Source organism: Lederbergia lenta NBRC 16444 (assembly GCF_001591545.1).
Classification (GTDB): Bacteria; Bacillota; Bacilli; order Bacillales; family Bacillaceae_C; genus Lederbergia; species Lederbergia lenta.
Genome location: NZ_BCVC01000001.1, coordinates 1,415,245 through 1,431,070 on the forward strand (window position 1 = coordinate 1,415,245; position 15,826 = coordinate 1,431,070).

Consider the following 15,826-nt stretch of genomic DNA (forward strand, 5'->3'; position numbering starts at 1 on the left):
TTGAGTAAGGGGAAAAAATGGCCAAGTGAAATAAAATCATATAAAGACTCACTAACAGGCGTAAATATTACGCAGTTAACAGATCATATGGCACATAGTTTTCATTTGTATTTTACGAATAATGGTTGGTATGACGACGAAAATAAAATGCTTATTGTATCAGACAGGGATAATCAAACAAATTTATTTAGTGTTGATCTATTAAATGGTGAACTGATTCAATTGACAGATTTAGACACAAGTATGACGCACGGATTACAAAGTACGTTTATTAATCCGGTGAAACCAGAGGTATATTTCACGGTCGGCGATTCAATCATTGCTCTCAATCTGAAAACATACGAGGAAAAGGTAATTTTTACTAGTCCAGATGCTTTTAACTTTAGCAATCTTAGTTGTACAGCTGATGGGAAACATCTTTGTTTTGGATTGACTGAGGATATGAGCTCTCACATTCCAACCAATTTATCGGGTGGTTATATTGGTTTTGAAGAGATGGAGGCCGCCAAACCATATTGTCAAATCCACTTATTACATTTAAATGACGGAATGAATGAAATTATTCATGAGGACAACCGATGGATTGGGCATGTTAATGCATCGCCAACAGTTCCCCATCTTATTACATTTTGTCATGAGGGACCATGGAGCCATATTGATCACCGGATTTGGTTAATGGACCTTCATACACGGAAAAAGTGGAAGATCAGAGAAGGTAAAGTAAATGAATACGCAGGACATGAATATTGGCTCGCCAATGGCACGCATATTGGTTATCACGGTTATACAGATTCACTAGAAATTGAACAAGGAAAATTTTTCGGCACAATCAAGTATGACAATAGTGAATGTGATGAATATAAGTTTCCATATCAAAATATGCATATTCATTCTAATGAAAGAGACCTTATCGTCGGAGATGGTCAACAATCAAGTGCCTATGGAGCAAACAATAAAGACTACATATTTTTATGGGAAAAATCAGCTGGCCAATTGAAAGGTCCATTAATTTTATGTAGACATCGATGTAGCTTTCATGTTCAAAAGACGCATGTCCATCCAAGATTTAGTCCTGATGGTAAAAAATTATTATTTACAAGTGATCAAAGTGGTTATGGTCAAGTTTACATGGTGGAGGTACCTGATTTAAAAGAGCTTCCACATGCTAAGTAAAATAAAATGAATAACATTCCTTTTTACTGGTGAAAACAACAATCGGCCTCCTTTTATTATTTTAGTAGATTGATCTCAAAAAAATGTGATTATACAAGAAAATGCTAAAACCTGCCTTAAACATTGTTTTATCAAGTGTTTGTGGGGACAATTTTTTCCCATTGCAGGAAAGTATCCAGTATTCTAAATTTAGGGTAAGTTGTTGAAGTTTCATTTTAAGCAATGAACTTTCGAAAACAGCTAAAACGAAATAAGGGGGAAGTTACATGCAAGAAAGAAAGACACCTTTTAGTAAAAAGCTAAGTATGGGAATATTATCTACCTTGCTTGTTACATCAATGGCAGCTTGTTCTGGTAAAGGAGAAAAAACGGGTAGCACTGCAGATGGTGAAGGTTATAAGAACAAAATTTCAATTATGACGACGGCCTATCAACCTGAACCGCCAACAAAAAACAGTCCAGCTTTAAAAGAGCTCGAGAAATTTACAGATACTGACATTGACGTAACATGGGTATTAAATGAGTACTCGGAAAAAGTGAATATTACTTTGGCGTCTGGCGATCTTCCTAATATTCTTATGATAGAAGGAAAACCTCCAAGCTTTGTAAGTGCAGTTCGTGATGGCGCATTTTGGGAATTAGGGCCCTATTTAAAAGATTACCCAAATTTAAGCCAAGCGAATGAAATTGTATTACAAAATAGTATGATTGATGGGAAAATATATGGTATTTATCGCGGGCGACCACTTGGAAGAAATGGTGTGACTATTAGGAAAGATTGGCTTGAGAATTTAGGATTAGACATGCCAAAAACAATAGACGAATTTTACAATGTTTTGAAAGCCTTTACAAATGATGATCCTGATGGTAACGGAAAAGATGACACCTATGGAATGGTCATTTCAAAATATGCAGGTCCGTTAGATATTATGCAAATTTGGTTTGGCGCCCCGAACAAGTGGGGAGAAGATGGTGATGGTAAATTACAACCAGATTTTATGACGAATGAATACAGGGAAGCATTAACATTTTTTAAGAAAATATATGATGAAGGTTTAATTAATGAAGACTTTGCTGTAATGGATCCTGTTAAATGGGGAGATCCGTTACTGAATGGACAAACGGGTGTCATTGTAGATGTACTTGATCGGGCTCACCGCACACAAGAAGAAATGATGAAGGCGAATACAGATTTGGAAGATCCTATTGGTGTATTAGGTGCCCCAGCTGGACCAAAAGGAGAACGTACTTTGCCGACGCTAGGTTATGCAGGAATGCTCACGATCCCTAAAACAAGCGTGAAAACAGAAGAAGAGTTACAACGTGTGTTAGCTTTTATTGATAAATTAAGCGAATCCGAAGCACAAAATTTAGCATATAACGGCGTTGAAGGTACTCACTATGAATTAAAAGACGGTGAATTAATCTCTTTGTCCGCCGATAATAAGTCCATGCAAAATGAATACACGGACTTAAATCAGTTCCAAACTGGAATTCCAGAGGACCGCTTTTATAAACCAACCATGTCAGTTTTACGTGAAGAAGAAGATGCGCTTATGAAAGAAAATGAAAATATTGTAGTACCTGATCCAGCCGCATCACTTATTTCGGATGTCTATGCAACAAAAGGCCAACAGCTCGATAATATCATCCAAGATGCTCGCATTAAGTTTATTGTTGGTCAAATTGATGAAAAAGGCGTTGATGAAGCTATCAAGCTTTGGATGAATAGCGGAGGTAAGGAATATATTGAAGAAATAAATCAATTATATGAGGACACAAAATGAAATATGAGTTAGAGCAGGTATACAACCTGCTCTAATAATTTTGATAGAAAGGGAGGGGGAGTCCAATTGAGAGGTAGCAAAGAACCGCAAATAGAAGGAAATCTACAAATGTCCCCTAACATACAGTCAACAGAAAAAGTAAGTGTACTTGCACGTCTAAAACGCGATCGGTGGCTGTATCTTTTATTATTACCCGGTTTATTATACTTTATTGTTTTTAAATATCTTTCAATGTGGGGAATCGTCATCGCATTTCAGAACTATTCTCCTTTTCTAGGAGTACTACAAAGCAAATGGGTTGGATTTGATCATTTTATTAACTTCTTTCAAAATCCAGATTTTATGAGATTGCTTCGCAATACTTTTATATTCGCCGTATTGGATCTGGTCTTCTTTTTTCCGGCTCCTATTATACTGGCTTTAATGCTAAATGAACTAAGAAAACAAATATATAAGCGAACCGTTCAAACACTTATCTATGTACCGCATTTTATGTCATGGGTAATAATCGCAAGTATTACGTATATATTTTTTACAACGAGCGGGGGAGCTATAAACGAACTTGTATCAACATTTACTGGTAAGGAAATTAACTTTCTAGCATCTAATACTTGGTTTAGACCTTTGATCATGTTACAGATTATTTGGAAAGAAACCGGTTGGGGAACAATAATCTTTTTAGCCGCTCTTTCGTCAGTCGACCCTGAACAATATGATGCTGCTATTGTTGATGGGGCTGGGCGCTTTAGAAGATTATGGCACGTTACATTGCCTGCTGTCAGAAGTGTCATTGTTATATTGCTGATTTTACGTCTTGGAAATTTTCTCGATACTGGATTTCAGCAAATTTATTTGATGACGAATTCCTTAAATAGAGAAGTTGCAGATGTATTTGATACTTATGTTTATTTTGTTGGTATCACGCAAGGGGCATTCAGTTATAGTACAGCTGTCGGTTTATTTAAATCTATAGTTGGAATTGTGTTGGTTTTAGGAGCCAATAAACTAGCTAAAAAGTTGGGACAAGAAGGGATTTTTTAAGGAAAAACAATGTAAAGGAGGCGTATTTTATGTCCTTAGATAAGTTACATAATACTCCCGCTGGAAGGGTGTTTGATGTTTTTAATATCACCATCCTTGGGATTATTGGAATTCTGACGGTTTTGCCTTTTGCATACATTATAGCCGGCTCATTTGCGACTGAAGCAGAATTAGCGAGAAGAAGTTTTTTTATCTTTCCAGAAATTTTCTCTTTGGATGCTTATAAATATATTTTTTCAACGACTACATTTATAAGAAGTTTACTCGTTTCGATTTTCATTACAATAGTAGGTACCATTGTGTGCTTAATTTTCACTTTTTCCATGGCATATCCACTAGCAAGAAAGCATCTATTAGGAAGAAACTTTTTCTTGAATATGGTGATCTTTTCCATGCTCTTTGGCGGTGGAATGATCCCGACGTATTTAGTAGTGAAGAATCTTGGATTGCTAGATTCCTATTGGGCATTAATATTACCATTGGCTATCAATCCATTTAATTTAATTATTGTAAAAACCTTTTTTCAAAATATTCCTTTTGAACTTGAGGAATCGGCAAAAATGGATGGAGCAACGGAATTCGATGTTTTTTGGAGGATCATGCTACCACTTTCAACACCGGTTTTGGCTACTTTTGCATTGTTTTATGCAGTCGCTATCTGGAACGACTTTTTCAGTGCCTTATTATATATTAATGATCATACAAAGTTGCCAGTACAAGTATTACTTCAACAAATTATTATACTGTCACAATCTTTAGGAGCTGATGCAACATCTATGGGCGGTGATTATGTAGAGCCTCCTGATCAATCATTGAAGCTTGCTGTAGTTGTTGTTGCAACAATTCCCATTTTGGTAGTTTATCCATTTTTGCAGAAGCATTTTGCGAAAGGGATGCTATTGGGTTCAGTAAAAGGTTAATAATGAGGAAGGAGACATAAAGTGATGAAAAAGATACAAGTATATTTAGCTGGTGACTCTACGGTTCAAACATATGAGAAGGATGAATCACCACAGGCGGGGTGGGGTCAATACATCGATCAATATTGTAAGCGTAATATCATTTTTCATAATCATGCAATCGGAGGTAGAAGCACGAAGACTTTTGTAGAGGAATCGCGGTTAGATGCAATTTTAGAAGAGATTAGCGCTAATGATTATTTGCTTATTCAAATGGGGCATAATGATTCTTCGATCAATCGACCTGAACGTTATACAGAACCAAGCACTACGTATAAACAATATTTAAGACTGTATATTGATGGTGCACGAAAGAAGCATGCAATCCCTATTCTTATTACACCGGTCGGTAGGTTGCATGTCGTGCACGGGAAATTTATAAATGATTTTCCAAACTATTGTCAGGCAATGAAGGAAGTAGCCGAAGAAAAAAATGTTCCGTTAATCGATTTAAATTATATTAGTCTAAATTATTTTACTTCGATTGGTTATGAAGCAGCAGAGAAGTTATTTATGATTTCTGTGGACGGGGAGGATTGTACACATTATACGGAAGCTGGCGCGGAAAAAGTGGCAGAAATGGTCGCAAAAGAGCTAATGGAAATGATAAGTGAAGAAGAGAATTTTTAAAAATAGAGTAAATCTCACTTATTTGCTTTAAAAAAACAATATAACGGGTATTAATATAAAGCTAGGGTCTGCTAGCTTTTTTCTCATTTTATTGAATTTTCCTATCCAAAGTTATTCTAAGGTCATTCTTATCCATTACTCTAATTTTATAATATGATAAATATAAGCTTTTCCTAAAAGGGGGATTAAAATGAAATATATCATTATCGGTGGGGACGCAGCAGGCATGAGTGCTGCTATGGAAATTATCCGAAACGATAAGGACGCTGAAATACTAACACTTGAAAAAGGCGGAGTTTATTCCTACGGTCAATGTGGTCTCCCCTACACTATTAGTGGGATTATTCCTTCAACAGATGCACTTATCGCTAGAAGTGTCGATACATTTCGAAATAAATATGGTATTGATGCAATGATATATCACGAAGTAAATAAGTTAGATCCAGAGAAAAAAGTTGTACACGCTACGAATGTTTTAACGGAAGAAAAGTTCAAGTATGAATATGATAAATTATTAGTTGCAACTGGAGCAAGTCCACATATCCCAGATTGGAAAGGAATAGACCTAAAACATGTACATTCGTTAAAAACCATACCAGATGCCCATAAAATAATGAATGATATGGGTAAAGATATAAATGATATCACCATAGTTGGCGGTGGATATATCGGCTTGGAAATGGCAGAAAGTTTCAAAATGATGGATAAACATGTACGGATTATTCAACGGGGCAAACATCTGGCAAATATATTTGATGAAGATATGGCATTACTTATCCACGAAGAAGCTTCTAAACAAGGAATTGAAGTAGTCATTAATGAGAATGTACTAGCAATCAACGGCGAACAAATAGTTGAGTCAATACAAACGGATTGCAATGTGTATAAGACGGATCTTGTTTTAATTGCTACTGGCATCACGCCAAACACGAATTTTTTAAAAGATACGGGCATTATCTTTAATGCTAAAAATGCAATTCAAGTAAATCGGCATATGGAAACGAGTATAAAAGATATTTATGCGGCAGGAGATTGTGCTGTTCACTATCATATAGTGAAAGAAAAAGATGATTACATCCCGCTTGGGACCACTGCAAATAAGCAAGGAAGAATTGCAGGTTTCAATATGGTAGGTGTTCAAAGGCCCTTCTCCGGAATTACCGGTTCATCTATTATCAAATTTATGAATGTATCTTTAGGCAAGACAGGACTTTCTGAAAAAGAAGCACAATCATTAAACTTACCATACGAAATGATAAAATTGGAAACAAATAATATTGCTGGGTATTATCCAGGGGGAAAATCTATTCTTATTAAGTTAATTTATCGAAATGATAATCATCAATTACTTGGTGGACAAGTAATTGGAGAGGAAGGGGTGGATAAGCGGATTGATGTCTTATCTACCGCTCTTTTTAACCGTATGACAATGAGAGATCTAGAGGACCTTGATCTTTGTTATGCACCTCCTTATAACAGTACATGGGACCCAATCCAGCAGGCAGCTAGAAGACATTCTTGGAGGTGAGCTAGTTTCAGCAAGGCATCAATCAGTTGTGGGCATCTATCCTAGCTGATTGATGTCAACAAAAAAGATAAAACACTTGAAAATATGTATGAAAGCGATTGACACGGTGGTTAAATAATGGTATTATCTTCCTTCTGATTGCCAAATAAAGGAGAGAAAATACTTGATTACTATTGAAGGTTTAAATAAGTCTTTCAAAGTTGCCAAGCGCTCCACTGGGTTGATGAATTCAGTGAAAGCGCTATTTCACCGTGAGCATACGATTGTTCAAGCATTGGATGATATCTCTTTTTCTATTGAACCAGGGGAAATTGTCGGCTACATCGGTCCAAACGGGGCTGGAAAGTCCACAACAATCAAAGTCATGAGTGGAATTTTGGTCCCCGATAGTGGAAGTTGCACCATTATGGGATACACTCCTTGGAAGGAGCGAGTATCATATGTCAAAAATATTGGCGTCGTTTTTGGACAACGTTCTCAGTTGTGGTGGGATGTACCTGTTATTGATTCTTTTGAGCTTCTTCGCGACATTTATAAAATTCCTCACGATGAGTACAAAGCCAATATCAACCTGCTCGTCGAAACACTTGATCTACAAACGCTTATTTACACACCTGTACGTCAGCTAAGCCTAGGTCAGCGAATGAGGTGTGAAATCGCAGCGTCACTTTTACATAGTCCGAGTGTCTTATTTTTAGATGAGCCAACCATTGGACTTGACGCCCTTTCAAAAATTGCCGTGCGACAGTTCATAAAAACCATTAATAAGGAAAAAGGAGTTACAGTCATTCTTACTACGCATGATATGAATGATATCGAAGCCCTCGCTGACAGGGTTCTTTTAATCGGTAAGGGGCGTTTACTGTATGATGGCAAGTTAGAGGCACTTCGGAAAAAATATGGTTCACATAAAATAATTACGGTAGATTACCGAGAAAGTATAAAGTCATTCGACGTTTACGGAGTTACAGTTCATTCTCAAACTTCAGAAAGAGCGGTTCTTAGCATAAATACGGAAAAAGTAATGATAGCAGAAGTGATCTCTCAAATTTCTAGACTGGTAGAATTGCTTGATGTCTCTATCGAAGCACAACCAATCGAAGAGATTATCGTCCAGCTTTATAAGGAGTACCAAATATGAATCCATATATCTCTGTGTTAAAACTGCGACTTCTTAATGGTATGCAATATCGTGCCGCTGCATTTGCCGGCGTAGCTACACAGTTTTTTTGGGGATTTATGTATATTATGATTTTTGAGGCATTTTATCAACATGCCATCCAAACACCGCCTATTTCATTTCAAGCATTGGTTACATATATTTGGCTACAACAAGCATTCCTTGCGTTCATTATGCTGTGGTTCCGTGACAATGAATTATTTGACCTGATTACTAGTGGAAATATCGCATATGAACTTTGCAGACCTTGTGGAATTTATGGTTTCTGGTATGCAAAACTATTAGCACAACGGCTATCGAGTGCCATCCTTCGCAGCTTTCCAATTCTAATCATTGCTTTTTTACTACCGCAGCCATATAGAATGACCTTACCATTAAATGTAACAACCTTTCTCTTATTTTTAACATCTATGATTCTAGGATTATTGCTCCTAGTTGCTATTTCTATGTTCATTTATATTTCAGTCTTTATTACGATGTCTCCAGTTGGATCATTGCTTGTTTTTGGGGTAATTGGGGAGTTTTTTGCCGGTTTAACGATTCCGATCCCGTTTATGCCTATATGGCTGCAAAATATCGCTTATATGCTACCTTTTCGATTAACAGCAGATTTTCCATTTCGCGTTTACTCAGGACATATTCCACAAAATGAAGCGATCATCGGAATACTAGCTCAACTTATTTGGCTGGTCGTCCTAGTGTTACTCGGAAGATTTGCTTTTAATAAGGCATTAAGAAGAGTAGTTGTACAGGGAGGGTGAACAGTTTGAGTCTCTATTTTAAATATCTCCAAATTTTATTTAAATCTCAAATGCAGTATAGAACATCATTTTTACTTCTATCATTTGGTCAGTTTTTCATCCCGCTTTCCGTTTTCGCTGGATTATATTTCTTATTTGAGCGTTTTGGACAGATTAAAGGGTGGAGTTTTTTCGAGGTTGCACTTTGCTTTGCCGTCATTCATATGGCTTTTTCGATTAGTGAGTGCTTTGCTCGTGGGTTCGATGCCTTCTCCAGTCTTGTTAGAGATGGGAATTTTGACCGCCTGCTTGTGCGTCCAAGGAATACGATTATTCAAGTAATGGGTTCACAATTTGAGTTTACAAGGTTTGGCAGACTAATTCAAAGTATCATTGTTTTAATTTGGGCATTAAGTAATTTGCCAATTGAATGGGGTATCATTAAAGCTAGTATTCTCATACTGATGATTATTAGTGGAGTATTTATATTTACTGGGATTTTCATCCTTGCTGCGACGATGTGCTTTTGGACGATCCAAGGCCTTGAAGTAGTAAATATATTTACAGATGGTGGAAGGGAGATGGCACAATACCCTTTAAATATTTATCATAAATGGGTAGCAAAGTTTTTTACATTTATCATACCCTTTGGCACTGTTAATTACCTACCGTTAATGTATTTATTAGATAAAAACGAGGGGAATTCCATTGTATATATGATGGCACCCATAGCTGGGATTATATTTATTCTTCCTTGTTTACTAGTTTGGAGATTTGGTGTGAAACACTATCGGTCAACAGGGTCATAAATTAGCTTTGACGTATTGATTAACCTAATTGCTATATAAACATAAAAAAGTAATCCATTTAAGTGGATTACTTTTTGAGTACCGAACCTCGGAACTGTATTGTTTCTATTGGGAGACAATCATAATCATACTATGAGTAGACCTTTAAAAACTCATTTTTCCGATGATTTGATCGCTTTTCTATGTTTTTAATGTTTACCGGTCACTGAAGGAATACCGGCCGTTGCGAGCAACTTACTAGCCGTCAATCAACATTTACTGGCTATGAAAAATTGTTTACAAGCCGTTGTCGATTAATACTGGCCATCACTGTTCGTTAGTAGCTTTCTTGTAATATCATGATGATTAACCTAGGCTTTAATCATGTTATATCTTGATTCTTTTTCTTCCTTTTCACTTTAAAATAAATCACTGCTCCAATAATAAGCAATAACAAAATAACTGGTATGTTTCCAATTATTAATACGGTCAATCCTGAAATAGCAGATAGAATAAAGTTCGTACTAGTAACAAGTTGCTTTTTAGTTTTTTCCCAAGTATTTAAGTTTTTATTGTCTATCCCAGGAACAACCACGCGACTTTCCTGCATTGATATGTTAATTGTGGAATAAGAAGTTTGGTTTTCTAGATACTTGATCTGTCCAACAAGCACTTCCATTTCTTCCTGTACTTTAGATAGGTCATCGGAAATTTTTAATAAATCTTCCGTTTTTTCTGCCTTTTCCATGAAATTAAGTAATCTTTCTTCTACAACCCGTTTCGACTTTAATCTAGACTCGAGATCAACATATTGCTCAGTGACATCCAGTCCAGTCACATTCCTCTCTAAAACTTTAGTTGCTTCGCCTTCCGCGTCTTTTAAAAAAGGCTGAAAATGTTTTTCTGGAATTCGCACTGTGATCATACCATTCATAGCATCCTCATTTTCCCGATATACATTTGACTCCACGATGTATCCACCATAATCATTCACCTTTTTTTCAAACGAATGCAAGGATTGCTCAATATTTTCTACATTTAGATGCAACTGTGCTTGATGAATAATCTTTCTGTCAGATGTGACTACATCCAGTTTTTTATCGACGGCATTTTCTGTGTCAGAAACCATTTCTTCTACATCCATTTCCGTTTGTATAGCCACTTCACCAGAACTTTGAGAATACTCATCCATTTTAGCATTTTCACTCGAATTCTTTGTACTACATGCTGACAATAGAACGAAAAAGCATAAAACTAATAAAAGCTTATTTCCCTTTCCCATCAGAACGCCCCCTATCTGTTAAATATGTAGACGTATCCCATTTAAAAAGGTTACATAGGATTAAAATATATATTTCAATTATTAGTTATTTAAACTCAATTTTATTAAAAGAAGGGGAGAGTTAACGAGAAAAGCCCGCTATTGACATTAGCGCAAACCAAAGTGCTAATTAGAATAATAGGCGTTATACGCTTGCTAATTTGATAAAAAAATGTTACATTTGGACTACAAATTTTTGAACGGAGGATTTTATTAAAATGGTATGTATCAAATTCTGGTTTAATTTAACTTTGCTTGGCTAATTGAATAGCTTTGAAAGTCTCTACTTGTGTGTGGAGTTAACGGAATTGGTCTGCCTTTTTAAGAGAAATCCAAATAATAAAAGGGAGAGAGACTACTCTCTTATTAAAATATCATTGACAGAGTTGCTCGTGTGAATGTATTTCAATATTTTTCCTATTATATGCATACTCCTTTTCGTCTACTTTTTAACACAAGCTAGAAATTGTGATTAAAAAATGATTTAGACAGAAGGGGTTTTTTGTATATGAAAGATAATATTAACGAACCAAAGAAATATGAATATTTGGCCGATAATCCTGACTTTAAGGTTTTACCAATTATGCTTTCACTCATTATTGGTGCTTTTTTTGCGATATTAAATGAAACGCTATTGAATATTGCCCTTATTACACTAATGGATGAATTTTCAATATCTTTAACAACTGTGCAATGGATGGCAACAGGATTTATGCTTGTGATGGGAGTAGTTATTCCCATATCTGCTTTGTTATTGCAATGGTTTACTACCCGCCAATTATTTTTAAGCACTATGATCGTTTTCACTATTGGGACGATAATAAGTGCTATTGCACCTAATTTCCCTATATTATTAGTAGGGCGTTTAACACAGGCTGTTGGAACAGGTTTATTAATGCCAATTATATTTAATGTGTTTCTATTGATTTTTCCGCCGCATAAGCGTGGGAAAATTATGGGATTAATAGGTCTTGTAATCATGTTCGCACCTGCTATTGGACCAACGCTTTCTGGGATTATTGTTGAATATTTAGGATGGCGCTATTTATTTATTACAGTTATTCCTTTTGCTTTATTTTCTATTGCATTTGCTTACAAATATTTAATTAATGTTTCAGAAGTCACAAAGCCAAAGATTGACATATTATCAATTACATTCTCTACTATTGGTTTTGGCTCGATTGTATACGGCTTTAGTGCCGTAGGGGAAAGTGCAGATGGATTTCTTAGTCCCAATGTTGCTATTGCGATAATCGTTGGAGTTATAGGGATTGTTTTATTTTCATTTAGACAACTAAAACTAGATGAACCAATAATGGATTTAAGGGTTTTTAAATATCCCATGTTTACTCATGCGGTTTTAATGTTCTTAATTATTATCATGACAATGTTTGCTTCGGAAATTATTTTACCGATATATATGCAAGGGCCATTAGCTTTAACTGCTGCAACTGCCGGTCTCATTCTATTGCCGGGAAGTATTTTAAATGGAATTATGTCACCATTTATGGGCCATCTTTTTGATAAATTCGGTCCAAGATTATTAATGATTCCAGCAACAATTGTATTAAGTGGGACGATGTTCATGATGAGTAGACTAACTGCTGATACATCCTTATGGGTTGTCATACTTGGATACGTGCTTATCATGCTAACTGTTTCAGCTATTATGATGCCTGCAGAAACAAACGGATTAAATCAATTGCCTAAACGATTGTATCCACATGGCACGGCAGTGATGTCGACATTACAGCCTGTTGCGGGCGCAATTGGTGTTTCTGTTTTTATCAGTATAATGAATGCGAGACAGCTCCATTTTTTACAAAACGCAGATAATCCTAAAGACCCAGCAACAATAAGTGAAGCAATGGTGGCAGGTGTTGAACTTGTATATTTTATCTCTTTTGCCATATCTATTGTAGCAGTGATCTTAGCATTTACTGTATACCGTGCAGAGCCAAAAGAGGATGATCTACCACAAAAAGAAGGGGAATAACCCTATTAGATACAATAAAAACGTCATCCAATTTTTAATGGATGACGTTTTTTATTTCAAAAGATAGGAAGGGGGATGGGTATTATTTTTTGAAGAGTGTTGGAAAGCATTTACCAAGATACAATGATCCATCCATCTTCTTGATAAACTACATAGCCTTCATATTCACTTAATTCAACATATACTTCTTCACCTGTTTTCAAAACTTGATCAATATTCTTAGGCAAATTGTTAAATTCCTCCATTCCTCCTATTGCAAATGCTTCGGAAAGTATGTGTACATGATCCACACTCGCTGCTTTAATGCCTGTGCTCATTCGAAAAATTGGCGTTCCATCTTTTACTATTGCAAATTGACCGCTATTTGGGATGGCATACAGATTTGCATCACTGTCTTGTGCTATCTTACTTAGATCTGCAAATTTTTCTTCTTCCATGATATTTTCAAATCGTTCGCCATCGATAATTATCTCGTTTTCAGCTTGTTTACTATTCCTGTTTATTAAATGTTGAGTTTCTCCAGCGTTGATTTCACTCACTTTATTACTATTTTCGGTTGCGTTTGCTCTACTTTGTGATCCATCGTAATGAAATGCTCCCGCCGCTATTAAGAATAAAGACATTAGAATAATCGCATAAAATTTATTTTTCATTTTTACCACCCTTTCAGATGCTTGTATATAATAGACGTTTAACTAATAGAAAAAGTTTCATATATTTCAAAGTAAATTCAATTATTACAAATCCATTACAATAAACATAGAGTTTAAATATTTAATATGTGGCGTTTCATTAATCTTTGCCCGCAAATTATGCTGTTCAAACATTTTATTTCATTATAATGTACCTGTAATACCTATATTTCTATGGATACAATTTTGTTATATATAGAAACGAGCCCAACATGTTTTAGATTTCTTTGGCTCATCCAAGAATAAATAGAAATAGCATTGTTACATTATTTTGCAACGTTTCTATTCTCTCAATCGACTTTATTATGAAACGGAGGGGATAATCAAAAATGGATATCGTTAAATTAGTAAAAAAGGCCCGAAAAGGGAATGATGAAGCCTTTGAACAATTGATCGGTACTGTTCGTGAGAAATTGTATAGAACAGCCTATTCATATGTTAGAAATGAACAGGATGCGCTTGATATTTATCAGGACACAATTTATAAAGCTTATACATCATTGAAAACACTGAAAAAGCCAGAGAGTTTCTCTAGCTGGATTACAAAAATGCTTGTTTTTAAGTCTATTGATTTTATACGAAAGGATGCCCGATATTTTACAACGGATGATGAAGATATTTTTACAAAGATAATATCCAGCGAAGACATCGAGTCCATCGCAATCTCAATGGATTTATCTGAAGCCTTCAAATTCTTAGATTCCAAATACAAAACAGTTATATTGCTTAGGTATTATCATGATTTATCTATAAAAGAAATTGCCTCGATCTTGAATTACCCGGAAGGAACGGTAAAATCTCACTTAAATAGAGCGAAGAAAGAACTAAGACCGATTTTAAAGGAGGGCTATATGCATGAATAAAGAAAAGTTTAACGATTCAATTGATCAGATTGAAATACCTTTAGACAAGTTACTCGCACGGGAGAAGGCAGCTATATTCCAGGCAAAGAAAAAGAGAAGGACCAGCAGAACCATGAAACAGTCTATACTGATTGCTTGTGGTTTATGTATTAGCATACTCGGCTCAGGATTTGTTTCTACTGGGATGGCAGAAGCTTTATCAAATATACCGATCATAGGGTCAATCTACCAGGATTTTGGTGAAATAGCCTCAGATAACATCAAACGCGATCAACTAACTACTGTAATAGATAAACAGGATAGTCATGGCGGTTTAACGATGACAGTTAAAGAAGCCGTTTATGATGGTGGACGATTAATCGTTACAGTTGTATATACGGGAGAAAAAGAGCTATCACTAAATGAAGAAGCGGTCGGATATAATTATGTGCATATTAATGGAATGCCCTTCAAAACCGCAATAAGTTCCACAGGGCAAGATGATCTTAATTCCAAAACAATAATAGAACATCATCAATTCACATTAACTAATTATGATGAATTCGGGGATAATATAGAGGTTTCTATTCATGGTGAAGATCTATTCGGTTATAAAGGGAAATGGAAGGTTGCTTTCCCACTAGAAAAAATAAAAGGTGATATTCGAGAGTTTTATCCTGAGGTAAAAACCGAGAAAGTTGCAGAAGGTTATCGTATAACAGCCGACAGAGTAACGTTCTCACCGCTTTCAACAAGAATAGACTTATTGATCGATTATCCCGCTGAAATGGATGAAAATGATACATGGCCATGGTTCGATTTCTACGCGATCGATGATCAAGGTAATACATTTGATGGGATAAAAATTCAAGGTGGAATGGCAAATAATAACGGCCGCCATATGATCCTTACCCTGCCGCCAATGGATACGATTCCTCAGTCGTTTACACTTGTCCCAAGAGACATAGATAATGAAGGCTATAGGCAAGAGATAAAAGAATTAGAACTAATTGTTCCTTTAGCGGAAAGTAAATAGGCCATTTTTTTGAAAAAGCGCTCGGAATAGTACCCGGCGCTTTTTCAGTCATTTATTTTTATTGATTAAAGATTAACAGTGAATAATACATCATTTAATACCGAATTTTCCAT

General features: G+C 35.7%; 14 protein-coding genes. 12 read left to right on the forward strand and 2 right to left on the reverse strand.

Annotation, left to right across the window (positions count from 1 at the left end; genetic code table 11):
* The 9 genes from BLE01S_RS06685 (at position 1) to BLE01S_RS06725 (ending at position 9,847) form a co-directional block, all read left to right on the forward strand.
* A complete protein-coding gene (locus BLE01S_RS06685) occupies positions 1 to 1,173 on the forward strand; it encodes an oligogalacturonate lyase family protein (RefSeq protein ID WP_066138764.1) in 1,173 nt (390 codons plus the stop codon).
* Positions 1,174 to 1,439: 266 nt separating this feature from the next.
* On the forward strand, positions 1,440 to 2,960 hold the full coding sequence (locus BLE01S_RS06690) for an extracellular solute-binding protein (RefSeq protein ID WP_066138767.1): 1,521 nt from the start codon (positions 1,440 to 1,442) through the stop codon (positions 2,958 to 2,960).
* Between the two features lie 108 nt (positions 2,961 to 3,068).
* On the forward strand, positions 3,069 to 4,001 hold the full coding sequence (locus BLE01S_RS06695; protein WP_066140980.1) for an ABC transporter permease: 933 nt from the start codon (positions 3,069 to 3,071) through the stop codon (positions 3,999 to 4,001).
* A gap of 29 nt (positions 4,002 to 4,030) precedes the next feature.
* Positions 4,031 to 4,921 (forward strand): carbohydrate ABC transporter permease, encoded by an 891-nt coding sequence (locus BLE01S_RS06700; RefSeq protein ID WP_066138770.1) that lies wholly within the window; start codon positions 4,031 to 4,033, stop codon positions 4,919 to 4,921.
* Between the two features lie 24 nt (positions 4,922 to 4,945).
* Positions 4,946 to 5,590 (forward strand): rhamnogalacturonan acetylesterase, encoded by a 645-nt coding sequence (locus tag BLE01S_RS06705; RefSeq protein ID WP_066138773.1) that lies wholly within the window; start codon positions 4,946 to 4,948, stop codon positions 5,588 to 5,590.
* 190 nt (positions 5,591 to 5,780) lie between these two features.
* Complete coding sequence (locus BLE01S_RS06710) at positions 5,781 to 7,118, forward strand: CoA-disulfide reductase (RefSeq protein WP_066138778.1); 1,338 nt, start codon at positions 5,781 to 5,783, stop codon at positions 7,116 to 7,118.
* A 163-nt stretch (positions 7,119 to 7,281) separates the two neighbouring features.
* Positions 7,282 to 8,259 (forward strand): ABC transporter ATP-binding protein, encoded by a 978-nt coding sequence (locus tag BLE01S_RS06715; protein ID WP_066138781.1) that lies wholly within the window; start codon positions 7,282 to 7,284, stop codon positions 8,257 to 8,259.
* Positions 8,256 to 9,059 (forward strand): ABC transporter permease, encoded by an 804-nt coding sequence (locus tag BLE01S_RS06720; protein ID WP_066138784.1) that lies wholly within the window; start codon positions 8,256 to 8,258, stop codon positions 9,057 to 9,059. Before BLE01S_RS06715 ends, BLE01S_RS06720 begins: the two co-directional genes overlap by 4 nt.
* A gap of 5 nt (positions 9,060 to 9,064) precedes the next feature.
* Complete coding sequence (locus tag BLE01S_RS06725) at positions 9,065 to 9,847, forward strand: ABC transporter permease (protein ID WP_174521706.1); 783 nt, start codon at positions 9,065 to 9,067, stop codon at positions 9,845 to 9,847.
* Positions 9,848 to 10,208: 361 nt separating this feature from the next.
* Here the strand turns inward: BLE01S_RS06725 and BLE01S_RS06730 are convergent, their stop codons facing one another.
* A complete protein-coding gene (locus BLE01S_RS06730) occupies positions 10,209 to 11,108 on the reverse strand; it encodes a DUF4349 domain-containing protein (protein ID WP_066138787.1) in 900 nt (299 codons plus the stop codon).
* Between the two features lie 547 nt (positions 11,109 to 11,655).
* Here BLE01S_RS06730 and BLE01S_RS06735 point away from each other — a divergent pair.
* Entirely contained in the window at positions 11,656 to 13,143 is a 1,488-nt protein-coding gene (locus BLE01S_RS06735; protein ID WP_066138790.1) for an MDR family MFS transporter, read from the forward strand.
* Between the two features lie 110 nt (positions 13,144 to 13,253).
* On the opposite strand, the gene BLE01S_RS06740 is transcribed toward BLE01S_RS06735, so the two are convergent.
* Positions 13,254 to 13,796, reverse strand: a complete 543-nt coding sequence (locus tag BLE01S_RS06740) for a hypothetical protein (RefSeq protein WP_066138792.1) — start codon at positions 13,794 to 13,796, stop codon at positions 13,254 to 13,256.
* A 368-nt stretch (positions 13,797 to 14,164) separates the two neighbouring features.
* On the opposite strand from BLE01S_RS06740, the gene BLE01S_RS06745 reads away from it, so the two are divergent.
* Positions 14,165 to 14,698, forward strand: coding sequence for a sigma-70 family RNA polymerase sigma factor (locus tag BLE01S_RS06745; RefSeq protein ID WP_066138794.1), 534 nt, complete (start codon positions 14,165 to 14,167; stop codon positions 14,696 to 14,698).
* A complete protein-coding gene (locus BLE01S_RS06750; protein WP_066138795.1) occupies positions 14,691 to 15,713 on the forward strand; it encodes a DUF4179 domain-containing protein in 1,023 nt (340 codons plus the stop codon). The genes BLE01S_RS06745 and BLE01S_RS06750 overlap by 8 nt, the downstream gene beginning before the upstream one ends.
* Positions 15,714 to 15,826: the final 113 nt, after the last annotated feature.